Source organism: Chryseobacterium jejuense (assembly GCF_017877355.1).
GTDB classification, from domain to species: domain Bacteria; phylum Bacteroidota; class Bacteroidia; order Flavobacteriales; family Weeksellaceae; genus Chryseobacterium; species Chryseobacterium jejuense_A.
This window is the reverse complement of the sequence record NZ_JAGIPR010000009.1, coordinates 41,388-56,703: the sequence shown is the minus strand read 5'-3', so window position 1 is coordinate 56,703 and position 15,316 is coordinate 41,388. Positions and strand designations below refer to the sequence as shown.

The following is a 15,316-nucleotide window of genomic DNA, read 5'->3' as shown; positions in this document are numbered from 1 at the left end:
GTTTAATTGTATAAAAAAGCGAAGTGGGCAGGGATATTTCCACCTTCGGTTTTCCATTTAAAATGTCCGTTTTTATCAAAGCAGTACACAAATCCCATCGACACATAGTTTCGGGCATCTGTAATATAAATATCTTCTGTAATGGGATTTACGGCAATTCCGTACGGAGTTTTAATGATGTCTTCATATTCCTTATCAATAATTCTGTTGGAAATAATCTGCTCAGTCTTTACATCTATGATTCCATATGTTTTTACGTAGGAATGAGTATTGTAATTGAATTCGTTTCCGTAGTAATACAGCTTATCATTCACGATGGTCATTTCGCTGACAGCAATATGAAAATCTTTTTTTATCGTTCCTGTTGTTGCATCTACCAGATATAAATTGGAAGGAACGCTATAATAATCTCCTCTTGAAGTTACATAGAGATCTCCGTAATTGTCCTTTTTAAGACGGTGAAGGTTGACGGCTACATCAATTTTTTTATTTTCTGTAAAAGTATTCAGATCAATTACTGAAACCGTTTTGTCGTAATTCGGAACCATGTATCCTCCAGAATTAGCTACAAATAACTGATTCCCTACGATTTCCATTTCTTCAGGCTGATACCCTACGGTTACGTTTCTTTTGATAGACAGAGATAATGTGTCTATTTCCACTACTTTTCCTTTGGGAGCTGATGGATTGATATCTACCGGACCGGCATAGCTGCTGGCATACGCATTTCCATCCTTGAATGTTAAATATCTACAGTTCTGTAAATAGATAGACTTGATATGCTTGGCTGTTTTAGCTTCCAAAACTTCGATGGTATTGGAAACATTGACCACAATGTACATCTTGCTGCCATAGATTTTAATATCATTTCCTACATCACCCAGCTCTTTTAAAACGTTCGGGTTGATTTCGGAATAAATATTCCTGAAATAGGTTCCTTTGGTATAATCAAAGAAGTCAAGGGTACATTTATTACTTCCCATGTTCCCTTCATTCAATACATAGAATCCTTTTATGGTTGTTTTCTCAACGGGATTAAGCCCTTCCACTACTTCCATGGGAATGATCGTATCATCTGTACGGCAGGAAGTAAGAAAAATGAATACAAAAAATAAAAAACACAGGTTTAGCTTTTTCATAGGGTAAAGTTTAAAGTGAGTCTGAAATTTCTTCCCGGCATGGGATAATTCAGTACGACATCATAATATTGGTTAAAGACGTTGTTCATTTCAAGGTTTATTTTAAAAGGATGCCCCGCAAGGCTCAATTTTTTCTGAACAGAAAGGTCGTGAGTATACCAAGGCTGAATATAGTTATACCGGATATTATCCAGCTGTCCGTCATATCTTTCACCAACATAGATCGTACTATAATTGAAACTCCAGTCTTTATAATCTGCCATTAGCGTAAAGGATCCGCTATGCCTTGGTGTATAAGGGATTTGCTCACCATAATAGGTTTCTTTAAACCCATTAGTGATTGTCTTATCTTTAGCACTCTGGTAAGTATAAGCCAATAATGGTTTAACTTTCACATTCCCAAATAGTAATTCCGTCTGAACATTCACATCTGCTCCCATAATTTCAACTTTTCCAAGATTGAGCATCATCCAACGAAACATGTTGGTTGTAGGGATGGCCACAATCTTATCTGTCACCCTGTTATAATAACCATCAACCTTTACATAAAGTCCTTTAAATACACGCTTATCATATTTTTTCTGATAGGTAAAGCCAGCATCATATTGATGGGTAAACTCTGGGCGTAGAAAAGTATTTCCAACACTGGTATAATACAGATCATTAAATGTTGGTAGTCTAAAGATATTTTTATAGAAAGCCCTAAGAGTAAGTTCCGGTATTGAAGCCGGCTGATAGCTCATGAAGAAAGCAGGTGTCCATTCTCTTCTGTCATCAGGTTTGATATTCATTTTGACCTTTTCCGAAGTAAATGTGCCTAAAAGGCTTCCTAAAAACTTAAATCTGTTCCACTGGTAGGTTGTGGCTAATGCAACTAAGGTTGTATACCGAGTAGGAAAAGAAAAATTTATTAAATCAGCATCCATATTATTGTACTGAAAATCTCCATTCAAACTGATATCCCAATTAGAATTTACAGAATATATATTGGAAGATGAAAGATAAACTTCCCTCTGGATATAAGTGTTTTTTGCAGGATAATGTGCCTGAGATAATACCGTATCATTAAAATAAGTATAGTCGTAAGCAAATTTTGCCTTCAGCTGTGTTTCAAGCTTAGGAAACAGTTTTTTCCTGAAATTGGCCTGAACAAAATAATTTTCATCCAGCATTCTTGCTCCTCTTGCTTTAAAGCGATTTTTCACAATAGGGGCAGGAATACCTCGGTTTGAAATATATCCGTAGCCACGGAGGTTCCAACTTCCATTATTCAAAGTTCCATTCACAGATGTTTCAAAACGTTTTGCTTTAATATCTGAATCATATCTTTTAGAAATGGTATCAGAAGCAGTTGTACCATTGGGATATTTCCTTCCATAACGAAATTTGTAAAGACCATCGCTCTGAAGAAATTCTGCACTAAAGCTCGTTGCTATCCGTTTTGAAATCTTTTGCTCCAATCGGAAAGAGGGATTAAATAAATCTATAGAAGCACTTTTGGCTCTTATAGTAAGATTGGTTTTTCTGTTTCCCGTAAATACAGGTGTCTTGGGCTGTAAATAAATTGATCCTGATGATCCGAAGTCTTTTGCCGGTTGAAAAATCTCGCTTTTCTGCCCGTTATACAAAGAAATTTCTTCCAGATCGTCCAGAGAATATCTTCCCAGGTCTACCAATCCGTTTTGGGCATTCCCCAATTGAATTCCATCATAGAATACCCCTACATGCTGGCTGCCCATACTTCGGATATTGACAGTCTTCAAACCACCCATTCCTCCGTAATCTTTAATCTGGAGTCCTGAAAAGTACCTCAACGCATCAGCTACCGAGTGGCTGTTTAGCCTTTCAAGCTCTTCCCCCTGTAAAGTCTGGGCCGGAAGGATTTCTTTAAAGTTCTTTTTGTAAATATTGACCGCCTTTATGGCTTCTTCTTTAATGCTGTCTTTTTTCTTGGTTTGTGAAAACAAGAATTGTGATGTTAACACACTTATTGTGAAAACAATTTTATGAAGTTGAGATGTAGTCAGTTTTGCCACCATTAGCTCATTCAGGGATAATGATGACGCTAATGGATATAAGAAAAGCAATGACAAAGCACAGCTGTTACTGCACAGAATCATTGTAGTCCTAAGCTTTATTCCACGAAAGCGTCAAACGTTTAATTTATTCTGGCAGGTCTTCTGACTTACTCCATTTTTGAAATCCTTCCCATTCCTAAAAACAGTGGATATATTCTTCAAAAACTTTGGTTTGGAGCTTACAGCAGCGGGTCTGTTCCGGATTTTCACCGGATTCCCTTTTAAGAGCCTGTTACGGCTCACCAAATTTCGGCAAAGATATAAAATTCCCGCCAGATACAATGTCATGCAGAATAAAATGATTATCAATGCGTAAACATGAAAAATGCCGTTAGGTTGTAACGGCATTTAAACAATCAATTTCTATTGAATTTTCTATTTTATCAATGATTATTTTTTCACAAATTCACGGTCGCTTAAAGTTTTCATAAATAAGATAAGATTATTCTTTTCCTGTTCTGTGAGAAGAATTCTGTTTCCATTGTTTTTAAAGACAGGATCAAGATTATCAGCATCCAAAACACCTTTATCAAAATAATCAAGAACAGCTCTTAAAGTTGAAAATTGCCCGAAGCTTCCATAGGGAGCCGTATATTCTACATTTCTTAATGAAGGAACTCTAAAGCTCATATAATCCCTCCGGACACCTGTAACTCTTCCACGCCCGGCTTCATTACTATCAGGGTTTAGAGGAAAACCAATATTTCTGAAGCTCTGATCGGTAAAAAGCTCTGTACTATGGCAGCTTACACATTTTTGCTGAAAAGTAAGGTAACCCTCTTTTTCGTTTTCTGTAAAAATTTCTCCTTCATTGCGTTTTACTCTATCGTATTTACTATTAGCAGAAATCAGTGTATACTCATATTGCGCAATACTTTTATAAATTCTTTCCGCAGTAACGGTTTCATCTCCAAATGCCTTTCTGAATAGATCTTTATACAAAAGATCATCTTTTATTTTCCCAATCACCTCCAAAATAGAAGAACCCATTTCTTCATGAGTGATAATAGGTACCAGCGGTTGGTTTTCCAGTTGAAGAATATTCCCGTCCCAATTATAAAACTTCATGAACATCATGTTCTGAATAGCCGGTACATTCCGTAAGCCTACTCTATTCTGAATACCTATCGCCTGAGCATTATTATCAGCAAAAGCATATCCCTGAATATGACAGCTGGAGCAGGAAATGGTATTATCAGCACTCAATCTTCTATCCTGAAATAATCTTTCTCCCAACTCTGCTCCATATTTTGTAGGCCTATTGGAATTCACCGAATTATTGAGTTCCGGAAAACCAAAAGGAATATTGAGTGATAATTGTGGATTATCAAGCGAAACTGGCTCATAATGATCGTTATTACAAGATACTATCAATATGAAAATCGCTAAAATGCTTAGTCCTTTTTTCATTGCAGCTGAGATGAAACTAATTTTCAACACTACTTACAGAAAACATTCCAGAAATATCACTGGAACTGTTTCCGCCCAGGTTATCCACAAATTTTATCATTTGGTTCGCTGTATGAATATTCGGAGTGGCATTACCATCTGATCCTGTTCCTGTAACCAATACAATGGTGTTGATTTTACCCGTCAATAATTTATCGAAATCTGCTTTAACAGTAATTTTAGGTGCTTTGTTATCTACTATTGCATTTTTAGGCAGATCTAAGGTAACGTCTCTGTATGCATCTACTCCCTGAGTGAAATTCCCTTCAGATCCTTTTATAGTACTTCCTGTATGGATAGACATCTGCTTGCTATCCGCTCCGTAGAAACCTTCAATTTTTGTAAAACGATAACCGGCTCCCCATTCCCACATCATTTGTGTATCATTAGCTCCTGCGGTTGCATAGAACTTTGGAAATCTCACCTGATCCAGTACATTCAGTTCTCTTTTTACTCCCAATCCGAATTTGATCCTTTTATACTCTCCGGCTGGTATATTACTTAAGATATAGCGAAGGGTCTCCGGTTTTGATTGATCTATTACTGTAGCGCCCTGATCCAGATTATTAATGTTATAAGGGACTTCATTACCATCTGCCTTTATCAGACGAATGTTACTGATTACATATTTAAGTTCTGAAAAATGATGAACCTGTCCTTCTGCAGAAGTATTTGTGGTCGCAGTGGCAGAAGTGGATCCTCCAAGAACAATGATAGTATTTTTAAACGTATTATTGAATTCAAGGGTTACATTATTAGCTACAGGATTATCATCGCTATTCTGGCAGGAAATTATACCCAGTGAAAAAGCTGATAATAGCAAATATTTTTTTAAGTTTTGCATTGTAAAAATTTTAGTGGTTGTTTTAATTAAAGTTGTTGTCCTTAAAAATTAAATTGTAAAGAGGTGTAGATATTACGGCCCATTCTTGGGATATTTCCCCAATCTGCATAGGTGCTGTAATATTTATTCAACAGGTTTTCTGCGCCTAGCTGAAAAACGGTTTTCAATTTTTGGATATTGAAAGTATAGTTCACGGAGAAATTCCAGACAGCATAAACCGGGGTCTTATCTTCTCCATATTCCGGACTGTAATTACGTTGGATGAAATCTCCATTTACAGAAGTCTGAACTCCCAAATTATGGTGGGTAAAATGTAAGGATGTCAGATAGCTTAAAGGTCGGATGAAGGGTAGATTCTTTCCATTATCATCTCTTCCACGGGCATAAGTTAAAGTTCCCTTCCAATGGAGTTCCGGTAAAATGCTATAACTGGCATTCAGAGCCATATTAAAAAGTGTTGCATGATCCAGTGAAGTATATGCCTTCACTCCTACCGATTGATAATTCATAGGACTTCCCAGACTTACAATTTTTCCAATGATATAATTCTGAATATAGAAGTAGTTTACTTTGGCTTCAATACTCATTTTTTCATTTTTAAAACCTGCGCTGGCATTGGTTTCATAAGAAATTTCATTTTTTAAATCAGGATTTCCGATATAATCATACCTGTCAAAACTATTGTAGATATAATATCCATAGCCTTCTGAAACGGAAGGTGCTCTATGTCCGTAGCCGGTTCCTACAGAAAAGCTAAAATGATTCTCTGTCAACTGATACCCTGCATGTAAACTTGGAAGAACTCTTGTTTTTTGCTGAGGTGCTCCCGGATGAAAAATCCAGTTGAATTCTACATATTTTGACTCATTCTCATTCAGTCCTAAAGATCCTCCAAAGCTCAATCTGCTTTTATCTGATATTTCCCAGTTGTTATTCATCGAAAGCCCCGCAAAACGGGTAGTTACCCAGGGCCAGCTATAAGCAAACATCGTCCTGTTCTTCCTATCCTGTGGGTACATTCGCATTTCTGCAATGGATGTATTATTGTACATATTGAGTTCTATAGCTGAGGTATACCTTTCTTTTTTCAAATTGATTGAAGAAACTAATCCATACGTGGTACTCCATCCCGGCATATCCATGTGTACAAGATTTTCAGGACGTCTGGTATCATCCATATAATGTTCTATGGTATTATAATAAATTTTGGTATCCCAGGATTTAACCCAACCTTCTTTAAACAATTGCCTGTAGGAAGCTGATGTAATCATTGCCCTGGAAAGCCACAAATCCATTGTTAATGCAGGAAACCCTACATTTTTCGCCATATCGAAAATTGCATCTACTCTTACTGAAGATAAAGGACTCGTTTTATAGGTTATTCCAATTCCGGTATTGAATTTATTATATTGTGAATGGTTGACCTCAACGTCATTTCCGTCATAATAATTTTCTGCTCTTCTGAAGGAAATACTTCCATCCACAACAAGTTTATTCCCGGAATAGGAAATATTACCAAGATTGAAAAACTGTTTATTATTGAACTCAAAGCCTGTCTGATAAGTTCCATTCCATTTCTTTTCAAGACCAAAAGGGGTACTTTTTCTTTTCAGATCAATGCTTCCGGCTACTGTTGCACCATGCAGACTCCCTTCCTGACCTGACTTTATATCTATCCCTGAAAGATTATTGCTTTCCAGATATGAAGTCACCGGGTCCATTTTATCGGTACATGCTCCAAAAATCCGCATTCCATCAATGGTAACAACAGAACGTTCCGTACTCATGTTATTGAGTAGAGGTTCCCAGGCATATGCTCCCCGTTTTATAAAACTTATTTTGTCTGAAGATGCCAGAAATTCGTCCACTGAAACTGACATTTTCATATCGGTCTCCATTTTCTTTTTGTTTCCTTTCACTTCTACCTTATCTAAAAGCGTAATACTGTCTTTTCGTGCTTTTCTGTTTTGAGCATGTATTATAACTCCCAAAAACATCAATATTATTCCTAACTGCTTCATGAAACTAGAATAAGGTGTCAATAAAAAGTTCACTTTTAGCTCCCGGAACCCCTGGCGTAAAATCAGTAGAAACCTTAGTTCCCTTAATGATTTTTCCATTTTGATTAAGCATGATAAAATTTAAGGTCCAGTTTCCCGTCATAGTATAATTAACAACTCCATGATACAAACCATCATTTCCCTGGATCAAATCCTGATTATTCGGAGAAGAATGATTACCCATGGATGGTTCCGGCATTCTTGGATCTAATTGCAATGTATAGTCCTTTACCTTTGAATAGGAGAACTGTGAAGGATCAGGAAAGCTTCCTGCAGAAGCAGTAGGTTTATTGTATTTATAAATCCCTGCTACCAGTTTATTTTCTGCCACATTAGGTTTTTGAGGAGAAATAAGTGCTATATAATACTGTTCACCATCATTCCCTGTAAACGAAGTCATATTAAGATTTTTATTACTCTGCTCATTCACAGCAACATCTTTGTTGACCGTATACATTTTTTGATTCACCGTGAAACTCAGATAAAGTTTCCATTTCGCTGTGGTATTGCTTATATCAGTAAATACAGAATATCCTGAATAATATTTACCATCCGGTTTGTAATCCAGAGTGTATTGGTAAGGACATGAAGTTTTATTCCCATCAGCTTTTGTTATGATAGGTAAAAAAGTTACATCTGAAACATTGATATTTTCGTTCGTCTGAGTATCAAGAATTTTTAATCTGATTTCATTATACCCTTGATAAAATGTTCCGTTTAAAGTCTCGATGCTTATTGTATAACCACCTGTATTTACAGTGGTGGCTTCTTTAAATTCGTAATGTTCCGGAACAGCTGTATTGATTTCGCTTTCATAATCAGTTTTGTCGAGAGTGCATGAGACCACTATCAACAGTAAACTCATTATGAAAATTTGATACATTTTCATTGTTGATTTTTTAGTTGAGTGAATACAATAGAAATACTTTGAATGCTGAAACATTCAGTTTTTTTTCCACAAAAGATTTTAGAATACTTAAGGTATTTTAAAGTTATCCACAGATTGTGGATAAGTACAAGTAAGCCTTCTGAAAATCAAAAAAATTCAAACTTTGTGAACTTTCTACGCATAAGTTTTCAAGTTTATCTAAGTGCTCTTAAATAAACTTTTGTGGTTAATTTTCTATAGGAAAATGCTAAAACACCGGTGGTTTGAAAATGGGTTTCAGAAACAGAAAAGAATAGGCTGTTTCGTCAATGAAATTAGTATTGGAAACGATTATTTTTCCAGTGTAAGTGATCTTTGTAATTTCAGGCAGGGTATACATATCAAGAATTTTCTGTCCTGAATTTTTCACTTTATTGAAAGGAGTAGATTCTGTATCAGTATTGGTTTTTGCCAGCTCCTTACTCAGATAACATTTTCCGTTACAATGAAGCTCCGGTTGGCTTTTGTTGACACAGAGTGTATTAACGATATAATTATAATTTACAGCATACTCAGCCAGTGGTACCAGAGGTCTGAACACCATATAGCCAATAAAGAGTATGCTGTAAATTAGTTTCATAAATTATTTCTTGCTTAAAGCTTCATCATATCTTTTACTCACTTCTTTCCAGTTCAGCACATTCCAGATGGCTGAAAGATAATCTGCTCTTTTGTTCTGATATTTCAAATAATAAGCATGCTCCCAAACGTCAATTCCAAGGATTGGAGTTCCTTTTTCTTCAACGATATCCATCAATGGGTTATCCTGATTGGGAGTAGAAGAAACAAAAAGTTTTCCGTTTTTATCTACAGAAAGCCAAGCCCATCCTGATCCGAAACGGTCTGCACCGGCTTTACTCATCTTTTCTTTGAAAGCCTCCATACTTCCGAAAGTTTCGGTAATAGCCTTTGCCAGTTTTGCAGAAGGCTGGGTATTCTTCTCCGGAGTAAGGATAGTCCAGAAAAGTTCGTGGTTATAATGCCCACCAGCATTATTTCTTACTGCAGGACTTAATTTTGAAGTCTCAGAAAGAATCTTAATTAAAGTTTCTTTTTCCTGTGGAGTTCCTGCAATCGCTTTATTCAGGTTGCTTGCATACGCTGCTCCATGCTTTGAATAATGGATCTCCATGGTTTGCGCATCTATTGATCCTTCCAATGCATTATAAGCATAAGGTAAAGGCGTTTGTTTAAATTGTGCCAGTGTAAACTGAGCCGCGAATACTGCTCCTAAAGCAGCTATTTTCATAATCTTCATAATGTTTTGTTATATGGTTTAACATTTTTTTTATTAAAAGATGGAAGTTAGAGGCTGGAAGCTGGAGGTAATGTAAGCTATAATTGTAAAGGTTATCTTTTTTATACTTCTTACTTTATCTACTATTAGAAGACGAACATGAGTACAGTAAACTCTCAGTGCTTCCCTCTTCCCTCCTAGTTTAATAACTTCTTAATATCCTCAATCAGGATCTCTCTGTCCGGATGATATTTTCCGTTCAGTCTTGGTACTTTTCCTTCCGGATCTTCGTAATTCAATCCAGAGTAATAAAGGATAGGCATATTTTCTTTATTGTATCTGCAACGAATGTTACCTTTCTCATCTACAAGGGCAATCATTCCGCTGTGATTAAGACTTTCGGCCTCATCTTCTTTATCCCCTACATAGATATTGAACTGATCTGCAAGTTTGCCTATATAGGTTCTGTCACCCGTCAGGAAATGCCAATTAGGAGATTTTGCACCTATTCTTTGAGCATGTTCCTTTAAAGCTTGTGGAGTATCATTTTCAGGATCAATACTGATGGAGACAATCCCAAAATCAGGGTTGTTGATCTGGTTTTGAACTGCTTTCATATTCGTATTCATCACCGGGCAGATCGTAGGACATTTACTGAAGAAAAATTCTACCAGATACACTTTTCCCAGCATATCTTTATTGGTGATTTTTTTACCGTTCTGATCTGTCAGTTCAAAATCAGGAACCTTCATCACCGTATAAAGGCTCTTTTTAAAATAACTCATTCCAACTCCTATCCCTAAGAACAGTAAAGCAAAAACTGCAATCGGAGTAATGATCTTGCTTTTGTTATTCTTCTGATTATTTCTGGACATAACTTTCAGGATTTTTCTTGAATTCATCTTTACAATACGAACTGCAGAAGCCATACACCTTAGCTTTATATACCGCAGTATCTTTTAGGGAACCTGCCATTTTCATGTGACAGATAGGATCTTCTTCATTCACCACCTGAACATTTTTTATATTTTCTCCGGAAGAATCCATATTGCTTTTATGTTTTACCTGGGGTTCTTTTGCACAGGAAAACAGGGTTATTGACAGCAGAGCCGTCAAAATAATTGGAGATTTCATTTAATAATAAATTGAAATTAATACTATTGAATACAATTATGGGGCTAAACAGTACATCACAATAACTATATGATTACCTGAAATCATATAAAACCCTATTAACAAAGTTTTTTAGGTTAATCTGTAACGAATTGTTTACCTGTTTTTTAGATCAAAACTAAAATATTAGTTCAATGTAAAATATTAAACTAAAGGTGGATGGAATATCCTTGAAAAATAATCTGAAGAATGGGAATCAAAGTAATATGAATCTTGAGTTTCATCTTTTAATTCAGTATCTTTTTTATCTGAAAAAGAAAGGATCTCATGAGAAAGGAAGACATCCAGTCCGGCAATCTTTATAGTCTGTGAACTACTAGATTGCTTTTCTGTTTTTGCCAGTTCTTTTTTTACATAACATTTTCCTTTACAGGTAGACTGAGGGACTTCCTTCTTTTCACAAAGGTTTTTCACTATATAATCATAATTTACCGCATAGTTTATCAATGGCAGAACAGGACGTACTGCAACTGTAAAAATGATAAATATGGAAATTAATAACCTCAATTCTTCAGTTCTGTGTTACAAATATACTACTTCAAAATTGTTTTCTGTTCTATTTATGATGAATGTCATTGATGGTTTTGATTGGCCTCTTATGTTTTGTTGGAATACGCAAAGACGAAGATAATTTTTAGGATTATGTTTTTAAGGCGCAGAAACTTTAATAAGATTTCTTTTATATTTAACTACAAATGATTGTGGATAACAATCTGCGTAATCAGCAAAATCTACGAAAAATTTTAACTATCCTCAATAATCTGTTACCTATGGATTTAACAAAACTGTATCTGTTATCATCCTAATATTATGACGAACTTTGATAATAAGATTTCCTAATTTAGGAAAAAAGAATTATGACTTCGTTTCCTTATCAAAACAAAAAAATTAGTTCTTTATAAAAGTTTAATCTTGTTAAGTTCTGCTGTTTTATCGGCAGAGCTTTTTATTTGTAATTGTGTTGGAAGACATAAAGACTCCACTGTAAACAGCAGAGCCTTCATTAATATAATATAGTTGTATGTTTCTTTGGGGGTTAAAATTTCATTCTCTGAATTCTCACTGCATTTAAAATTGCCAGTAAAGCAACTCCCACATCTGCAAATACGGCTTCCCACATTGTTGCCAAACCTCCGGCACCAAGTACAAGAACCACAGCTTTTACAGCAAAGGCAAGAATAATATTCTGCCAAACGATCTTTTTCGTTTGTTTCCCGATATTAATGGCCATTGGAATTTTACTTGGCTTATCATCCTGAATCACAACATCTGCCGTTTCAATGGTAGCATCACTTCCTAATCCTCCCATCGCGATTCCTACATCACTTAAAGCAACTACCGGAGCATCATTTACTCCATCTCCTACAAAGGCTACAGTTTGATTTTTTGCTTTGATCTCTTTTACTTTATTCACTTTATCTTCCGGTAAAAGATCTCCGAATGCGTTATCAATACCAAGCTGATCTGCAACGTATTTTACTACAGTTCCTTTATCTCCACTTAACATGGTAGCTTTTACCCCCATTTTATGAAGATTATCAACGGTTTCTTTGGCATCTGCTTTAATACTGTCTGCAATCGTGATATAACCTGCAAACTTTTTATCATACGCTATTGCGATTAGAGTGTATACAATATTAGCATGGTTGATATCATATCTGATACTGAATTTATCCATCAACTTAAAGTTCCCCACCAGAAGTTCTTTTCCATTGACTGTTGCTTTCAATCCATGTCCGGCAATTTCTTCTACATTTTCCATTGGAATGGAATAATTGATATCTCCAACATAGTTATGAATAGCTGTAGCTACAGGATGAGTACTTTTACTTTCCAGCAGATTAACCAGCTGCATGATTTCGTCTTTATTAAACTCAGAACTAATGCTTACTTCCTGAACTTTGAAGACTCCTTCTGTCATGGTTCCGGTTTTATCCATCACTACATTCTGAATCTCTGCAATACTATCCAGAAAGTTACTTCCTTTAAATAAAATACCATTTCGGCTGGCTGCTCCAATTCCTCCGAAGTACCCTAATGGAATAGAGATCACCAAAGCACAAGGACATGAGATTACAAGGAAGATCAATGCTCTGTATAACCAATCTCTGAACTGATAATCACCTACAAAGAAGTAAGGTAAAAAAGTAATTCCTATGGCCAAAAATACAACAATCGGAGTATATACTTTTGCAAATTTTCTGATGAATAATTCAGTAGGTGCTTTTTGCGCCGTTGCATTCTGAACTAATTCTAATATTTTACTTAATTTACTGTCTTCATAAGCAGTAGTTACCTTCACAAGAGCAATACTGTTCATATTAATCATCCCTGCCAAAACCACTTCGCCTTTATTCTTGGTGTCCGGTTTACTTTCACCGGTTAAGGCAGCAGTATTGAATGATGCTGAATCTGAAATCAGTTCTCCATCTAATGCCAGCTTTTCACCAGGTTTCAACTGAATGACATCACCTACTTTGGTTTCTTTTGCTTTAATCGTTTTAGGTTGATTATTGTTCATAATCGTAACCTCATCAGGTCTCTGATCCAGTAAAGCTTTGATATTTCCTTTGGCTCGGGTTACTGCCATCGACTGGAAAACCTCTCCTACTGCATAAAAAAGCATTACCGCAACACCTTCAGGATATTCTCCAATAGCAAAGGCTCCAATGGTAGCAATACTCATCAGAAAGAATTCTGAAAATACATCTCCTTTGATAATACTTTTATAAGCATCTTTCAGAACTGGAAATCCTACAGGAATATAAGCTGCCAAAAACCAGACTAAGCGTACCCATCCTGTAAACCAGACAGGTTTTATATAATTGTCAAAAGCAATTCCTAATAATAAGATCACAAAAGATATAATCGCTGGGAGAAACATCTGAAAAATAGTCTGATCTCCTGAGTCATGAGAATGATCGTGTTCGTCATGGTCATGCCCATCTCCTACTGAATGATTATGTTGATGTCCTTTTGTTTCTTTTTCCGGGGTTGTACTGCAGCATTTTTCCATAACTGTTATTTTTATACAAATTTAGAGGTGAGACTGATGCAATGCTATTGCAAACTTTCGAGACAATTTTCACAGATTCCTTTGGCAAAAAGCCTTATTTCATCAATCCGGAAATTGGTCTGTATATTTTCCGGAAAGGAAATATCTTCTTTACAGGTGGTCTGCTTGCATATTTTGCAATAGAAGTGAAGATGCCAGTCTTTATGGGTTTTCTCATCACAGTCATCATCACACAACTTGTATTTTGTAGTGGTATTCTCCTGTATGCTGTGAACAATTCCTTTTTCTTCAAAGGTTTTTAAGGTTCTGTAAATGGTAATCCTATCTGCATTCTCAAAGTGATTTTCTATTTCAGACAGAGACATTGCAGCATCTTGTGAGCTTAGAAAATCATACACAAGAATCCTCATGCTTGTAGGTTTGGTATTTTTATCGATGAGTTTGTTTTCTATATCATTTTTCATTGTTAATCTTTTAAAATATTACAGATGTACTTCATTTTCCTCATATCCTTCTTCTTCAATCTGAAAAGTGGTATGACTTATTTTAAAATTCTCAATCGTTGTATCTGTCAATGTTTTTAATAGTTGATTCTGGGAAGCTCCACTCTCCTTAACAACATGAGCACTCATTGCATTCACACTGGAGGTCAGCGACCACACATGCAGATCATGAATATTTTTTACTCCCGGAGTTTGCTCCAGAGATTTACGAAGTTCGTTGATATCTACATCAGCTGGGGTTCCTTCCAGTAATATATTAATGGCCTCTTTCAACAGTCTCCACGTTCTTGGAAATATTAATAACCCAATGGCAGCAGAAATCAACGGATCGGCGTAATACCAACCTGTTGTCAGCATAATCACTCCGGCAATCATCACTCCAACAGAAGTTAACATATCAGAAAGTACTTCAAAATAAGCACCTTTCATATTCAGGCTTCCTTCTGAATCTTTTCTGAGGATCATCATTCCGACAACATTAACTAATAATCCGATTCCGGCTACAATCAGCATTGATTTGCTCTGTACTTCAGGTGGATTCTGAAATCTTTGATACGCTTCAAATAATACATATATTGAAATTCCTAACAGGACAACGGCATTGATAACTGCTGCTAGTATTTCGGTACGATAATATCCGTAGGTTCTTGAAGGATCTGCTTTTTTCTCCCCTATTTTAATGGCTATAAATGCCAGCAATAAGCCTACAACATCCGTCAGCATGTGTGCTGCATCGGCTAATAACGCAAGACTATTGGTTACAATCCCGCCTATTACCTCAGCAATAAGATAAGTCCCGCTCAGGCATAGTACAATCAGCAAGTTTTTTTTATGTCTGCTTGCTGCTGAGGGAGTCTGTATTTGTATTTGGGTGTTTTCCATAGCTCAT

14 protein-coding genes and 1 riboswitch are annotated in these 15,316 nt (G+C 36.0%); all 14 genes read right to left on the bottom strand.

Going from position 1 to position 15,316, the window contains the following annotated elements; translation table 11 throughout:
* Positions 1-2: 2 nt before the first annotated feature.
* Complete coding sequence (locus J2772_RS17480) at positions 3-1,139, bottom strand: YncE family protein (RefSeq protein ID WP_209919002.1); 1,137 nt, start codon at positions 1,137-1,139, stop codon at positions 3-5.
* On the bottom strand, positions 1,136-3,259 hold the full coding sequence (locus J2772_RS17475; RefSeq protein WP_317194516.1) for a TonB-dependent receptor plug domain-containing protein: 2,124 nt from the start codon (positions 3,257-3,259) through the stop codon (positions 1,136-1,138). Before J2772_RS17475 ends, J2772_RS17480 begins: the two co-directional genes overlap by 4 nt.
* A 32-nt stretch (positions 3,260-3,291) precedes the next feature.
* Positions 3,292-3,479: riboswitch (cobalamin riboswitch) on the bottom strand.
* Positions 3,480-3,607: 128 nt separating this feature from the next.
* Positions 3,608-4,627, bottom strand: coding sequence for a cytochrome-c peroxidase (locus J2772_RS17470; RefSeq protein ID WP_209919001.1), 1,020 nt, complete (start codon positions 4,625-4,627; stop codon positions 3,608-3,610).
* A 16-nt stretch (positions 4,628-4,643) separates the two neighbouring features.
* Positions 4,644-5,510 carry an MbnP family protein gene (locus J2772_RS17465; protein WP_209919000.1) on the bottom strand — a complete coding sequence of 289 codons (867 nt, stop codon included), beginning with the start codon at positions 5,508-5,510 and terminating at the stop codon, positions 4,644-4,646.
* Positions 5,511-5,551: 41 nt separating this feature from the next.
* Positions 5,552-7,531 (bottom strand): TonB-dependent receptor plug domain-containing protein, encoded by a 1,980-nt coding sequence (locus tag J2772_RS17460; protein ID WP_209918999.1) that lies wholly within the window; start codon positions 7,529-7,531, stop codon positions 5,552-5,554.
* Between the two features lie 4 nt (positions 7,532-7,535).
* A complete protein-coding gene (locus J2772_RS17455; RefSeq protein WP_245365257.1) occupies positions 7,536-8,435 on the bottom strand; it encodes a FixH family protein in 900 nt (299 codons plus the stop codon).
* 271 nt (positions 8,436-8,706) lie between these two features.
* Positions 8,707-9,078 carry a hypothetical protein gene (locus tag J2772_RS17450; RefSeq protein ID WP_209918997.1) on the bottom strand — a complete coding sequence of 124 codons (372 nt, stop codon included), beginning with the start codon at positions 9,076-9,078 and terminating at the stop codon, positions 8,707-8,709.
* A 3-nt stretch (positions 9,079-9,081) separates the two neighbouring features.
* Positions 9,082-9,756 carry a superoxide dismutase gene (locus J2772_RS17445; RefSeq protein WP_209918995.1) on the bottom strand — a complete coding sequence of 225 codons (675 nt, stop codon included), beginning with the start codon at positions 9,754-9,756 and terminating at the stop codon, positions 9,082-9,084.
* Between the two features lie 176 nt (positions 9,757-9,932).
* The gene (locus J2772_RS17440; RefSeq protein WP_209918993.1) at positions 9,933-10,610 is read right to left on the bottom strand and encodes an SCO family protein; all 678 of its coding nucleotides are present in this window, start codon (positions 10,608-10,610) and stop codon (positions 9,933-9,935) included.
* Positions 10,597-10,869 (bottom strand): YHS domain-containing protein, encoded by a 273-nt coding sequence (locus J2772_RS17435; RefSeq protein ID WP_209918991.1) that lies wholly within the window; start codon positions 10,867-10,869, stop codon positions 10,597-10,599. Before J2772_RS17435 ends, J2772_RS17440 begins: the two co-directional genes overlap by 14 nt.
* Before the next feature lie 183 nt (positions 10,870-11,052).
* A complete protein-coding gene (locus J2772_RS17430) occupies positions 11,053-11,415 on the bottom strand; it encodes a hypothetical protein (RefSeq protein WP_209918990.1) in 363 nt (120 codons plus the stop codon).
* A 529-nt stretch (positions 11,416-11,944) separates the two neighbouring features.
* Entirely contained in the window at positions 11,945-13,594 is a 1,650-nt protein-coding gene (locus J2772_RS17425) for a heavy metal translocating P-type ATPase (RefSeq protein ID WP_410494437.1), read from the bottom strand.
* 374 nt (positions 13,595-13,968) lie between these two features.
* Positions 13,969-14,388 (bottom strand): Fur family transcriptional regulator, encoded by a 420-nt coding sequence (locus tag J2772_RS17420; protein ID WP_209918986.1) that lies wholly within the window; start codon positions 14,386-14,388, stop codon positions 13,969-13,971.
* 18 nt (positions 14,389-14,406) lie between these two features.
* Positions 14,407-15,309 (bottom strand): cation diffusion facilitator family transporter, encoded by a 903-nt coding sequence (locus J2772_RS17415; RefSeq protein WP_209918984.1) that lies wholly within the window; start codon positions 15,307-15,309, stop codon positions 14,407-14,409.
* Between the last annotated feature and the right edge of the window lie 7 nt (positions 15,310-15,316).

What these genes read in the sequence shown, in the direction of transcription:
- J2772_RS17435 (WP_209918991.1), bottom strand. Translation starts at nt 10,869, where the DNA reads ATGAAATCTCCAATTATTTTGACGGCTCTGCTGTCAATAACCCTGTTT.
- J2772_RS17465 (WP_209919000.1), bottom strand. Translation starts at nt 5,510, where the DNA reads ATGCAAAACTTAAAAAAATATTTGCTATTATCAGCTTTTTCACTGGGT.
- J2772_RS17440 (WP_209918993.1), bottom strand. Translation starts at nt 10,610, where the DNA reads ATGTCCAGAAATAATCAGAAGAATAACAAAAGCAAGATCATTACTCCG.
- J2772_RS17470 (WP_209919001.1), bottom strand. Translation starts at nt 4,627, where the DNA reads ATGAAAAAAGGACTAAGCATTTTAGCGATTTTCATATTGATAGTATCT.
- J2772_RS17480 (WP_209919002.1), bottom strand. Translation starts at nt 1,139, where the DNA reads ATGAAAAAGCTAAACCTGTGTTTTTTATTTTTTGTATTCATTTTTCTT.
- J2772_RS17425 (WP_410494437.1), bottom strand. Translation starts at nt 13,594, where the DNA reads ATGAGTATTGCTACCATTGGAGCCTTTGCTATTGGAGAATATCCTGAA.
- J2772_RS17450 (WP_209918997.1), bottom strand. Translation starts at nt 9,078, where the DNA reads ATGAAACTAATTTACAGCATACTCTTTATTGGCTATATGGTGTTCAGA.
- J2772_RS17475 (WP_317194516.1), bottom strand. Translation starts at nt 3,259, where the DNA reads ATGATTCTGTGCAGTAACAGCTGTGCTTTGTCATTGCTTTTCTTATAT.
- J2772_RS17445 (WP_209918995.1), bottom strand. Translation starts at nt 9,756, where the DNA reads ATGAAGATTATGAAAATAGCTGCTTTAGGAGCAGTATTCGCGGCTCAG.
- J2772_RS17455 (WP_245365257.1), bottom strand. Translation starts at nt 8,435, where the DNA reads ATGAGTTTACTGTTGATAGTGGTCTCATGCACTCTCGACAAAACTGAT.
- J2772_RS17460 (WP_209918999.1), bottom strand. Translation starts at nt 7,531, where the DNA reads ATGAAGCAGTTAGGAATAATATTGATGTTTTTGGGAGTTATAATACAT.
- J2772_RS17420 (WP_209918986.1), bottom strand. Translation starts at nt 14,388, where the DNA reads ATGAAAAATGATATAGAAAACAAACTCATCGATAAAAATACCAAACCT.
- J2772_RS17415 (WP_209918984.1), bottom strand. Translation starts at nt 15,309, where the DNA reads ATGGAAAACACCCAAATACAAATACAGACTCCCTCAGCAGCAAGCAGA.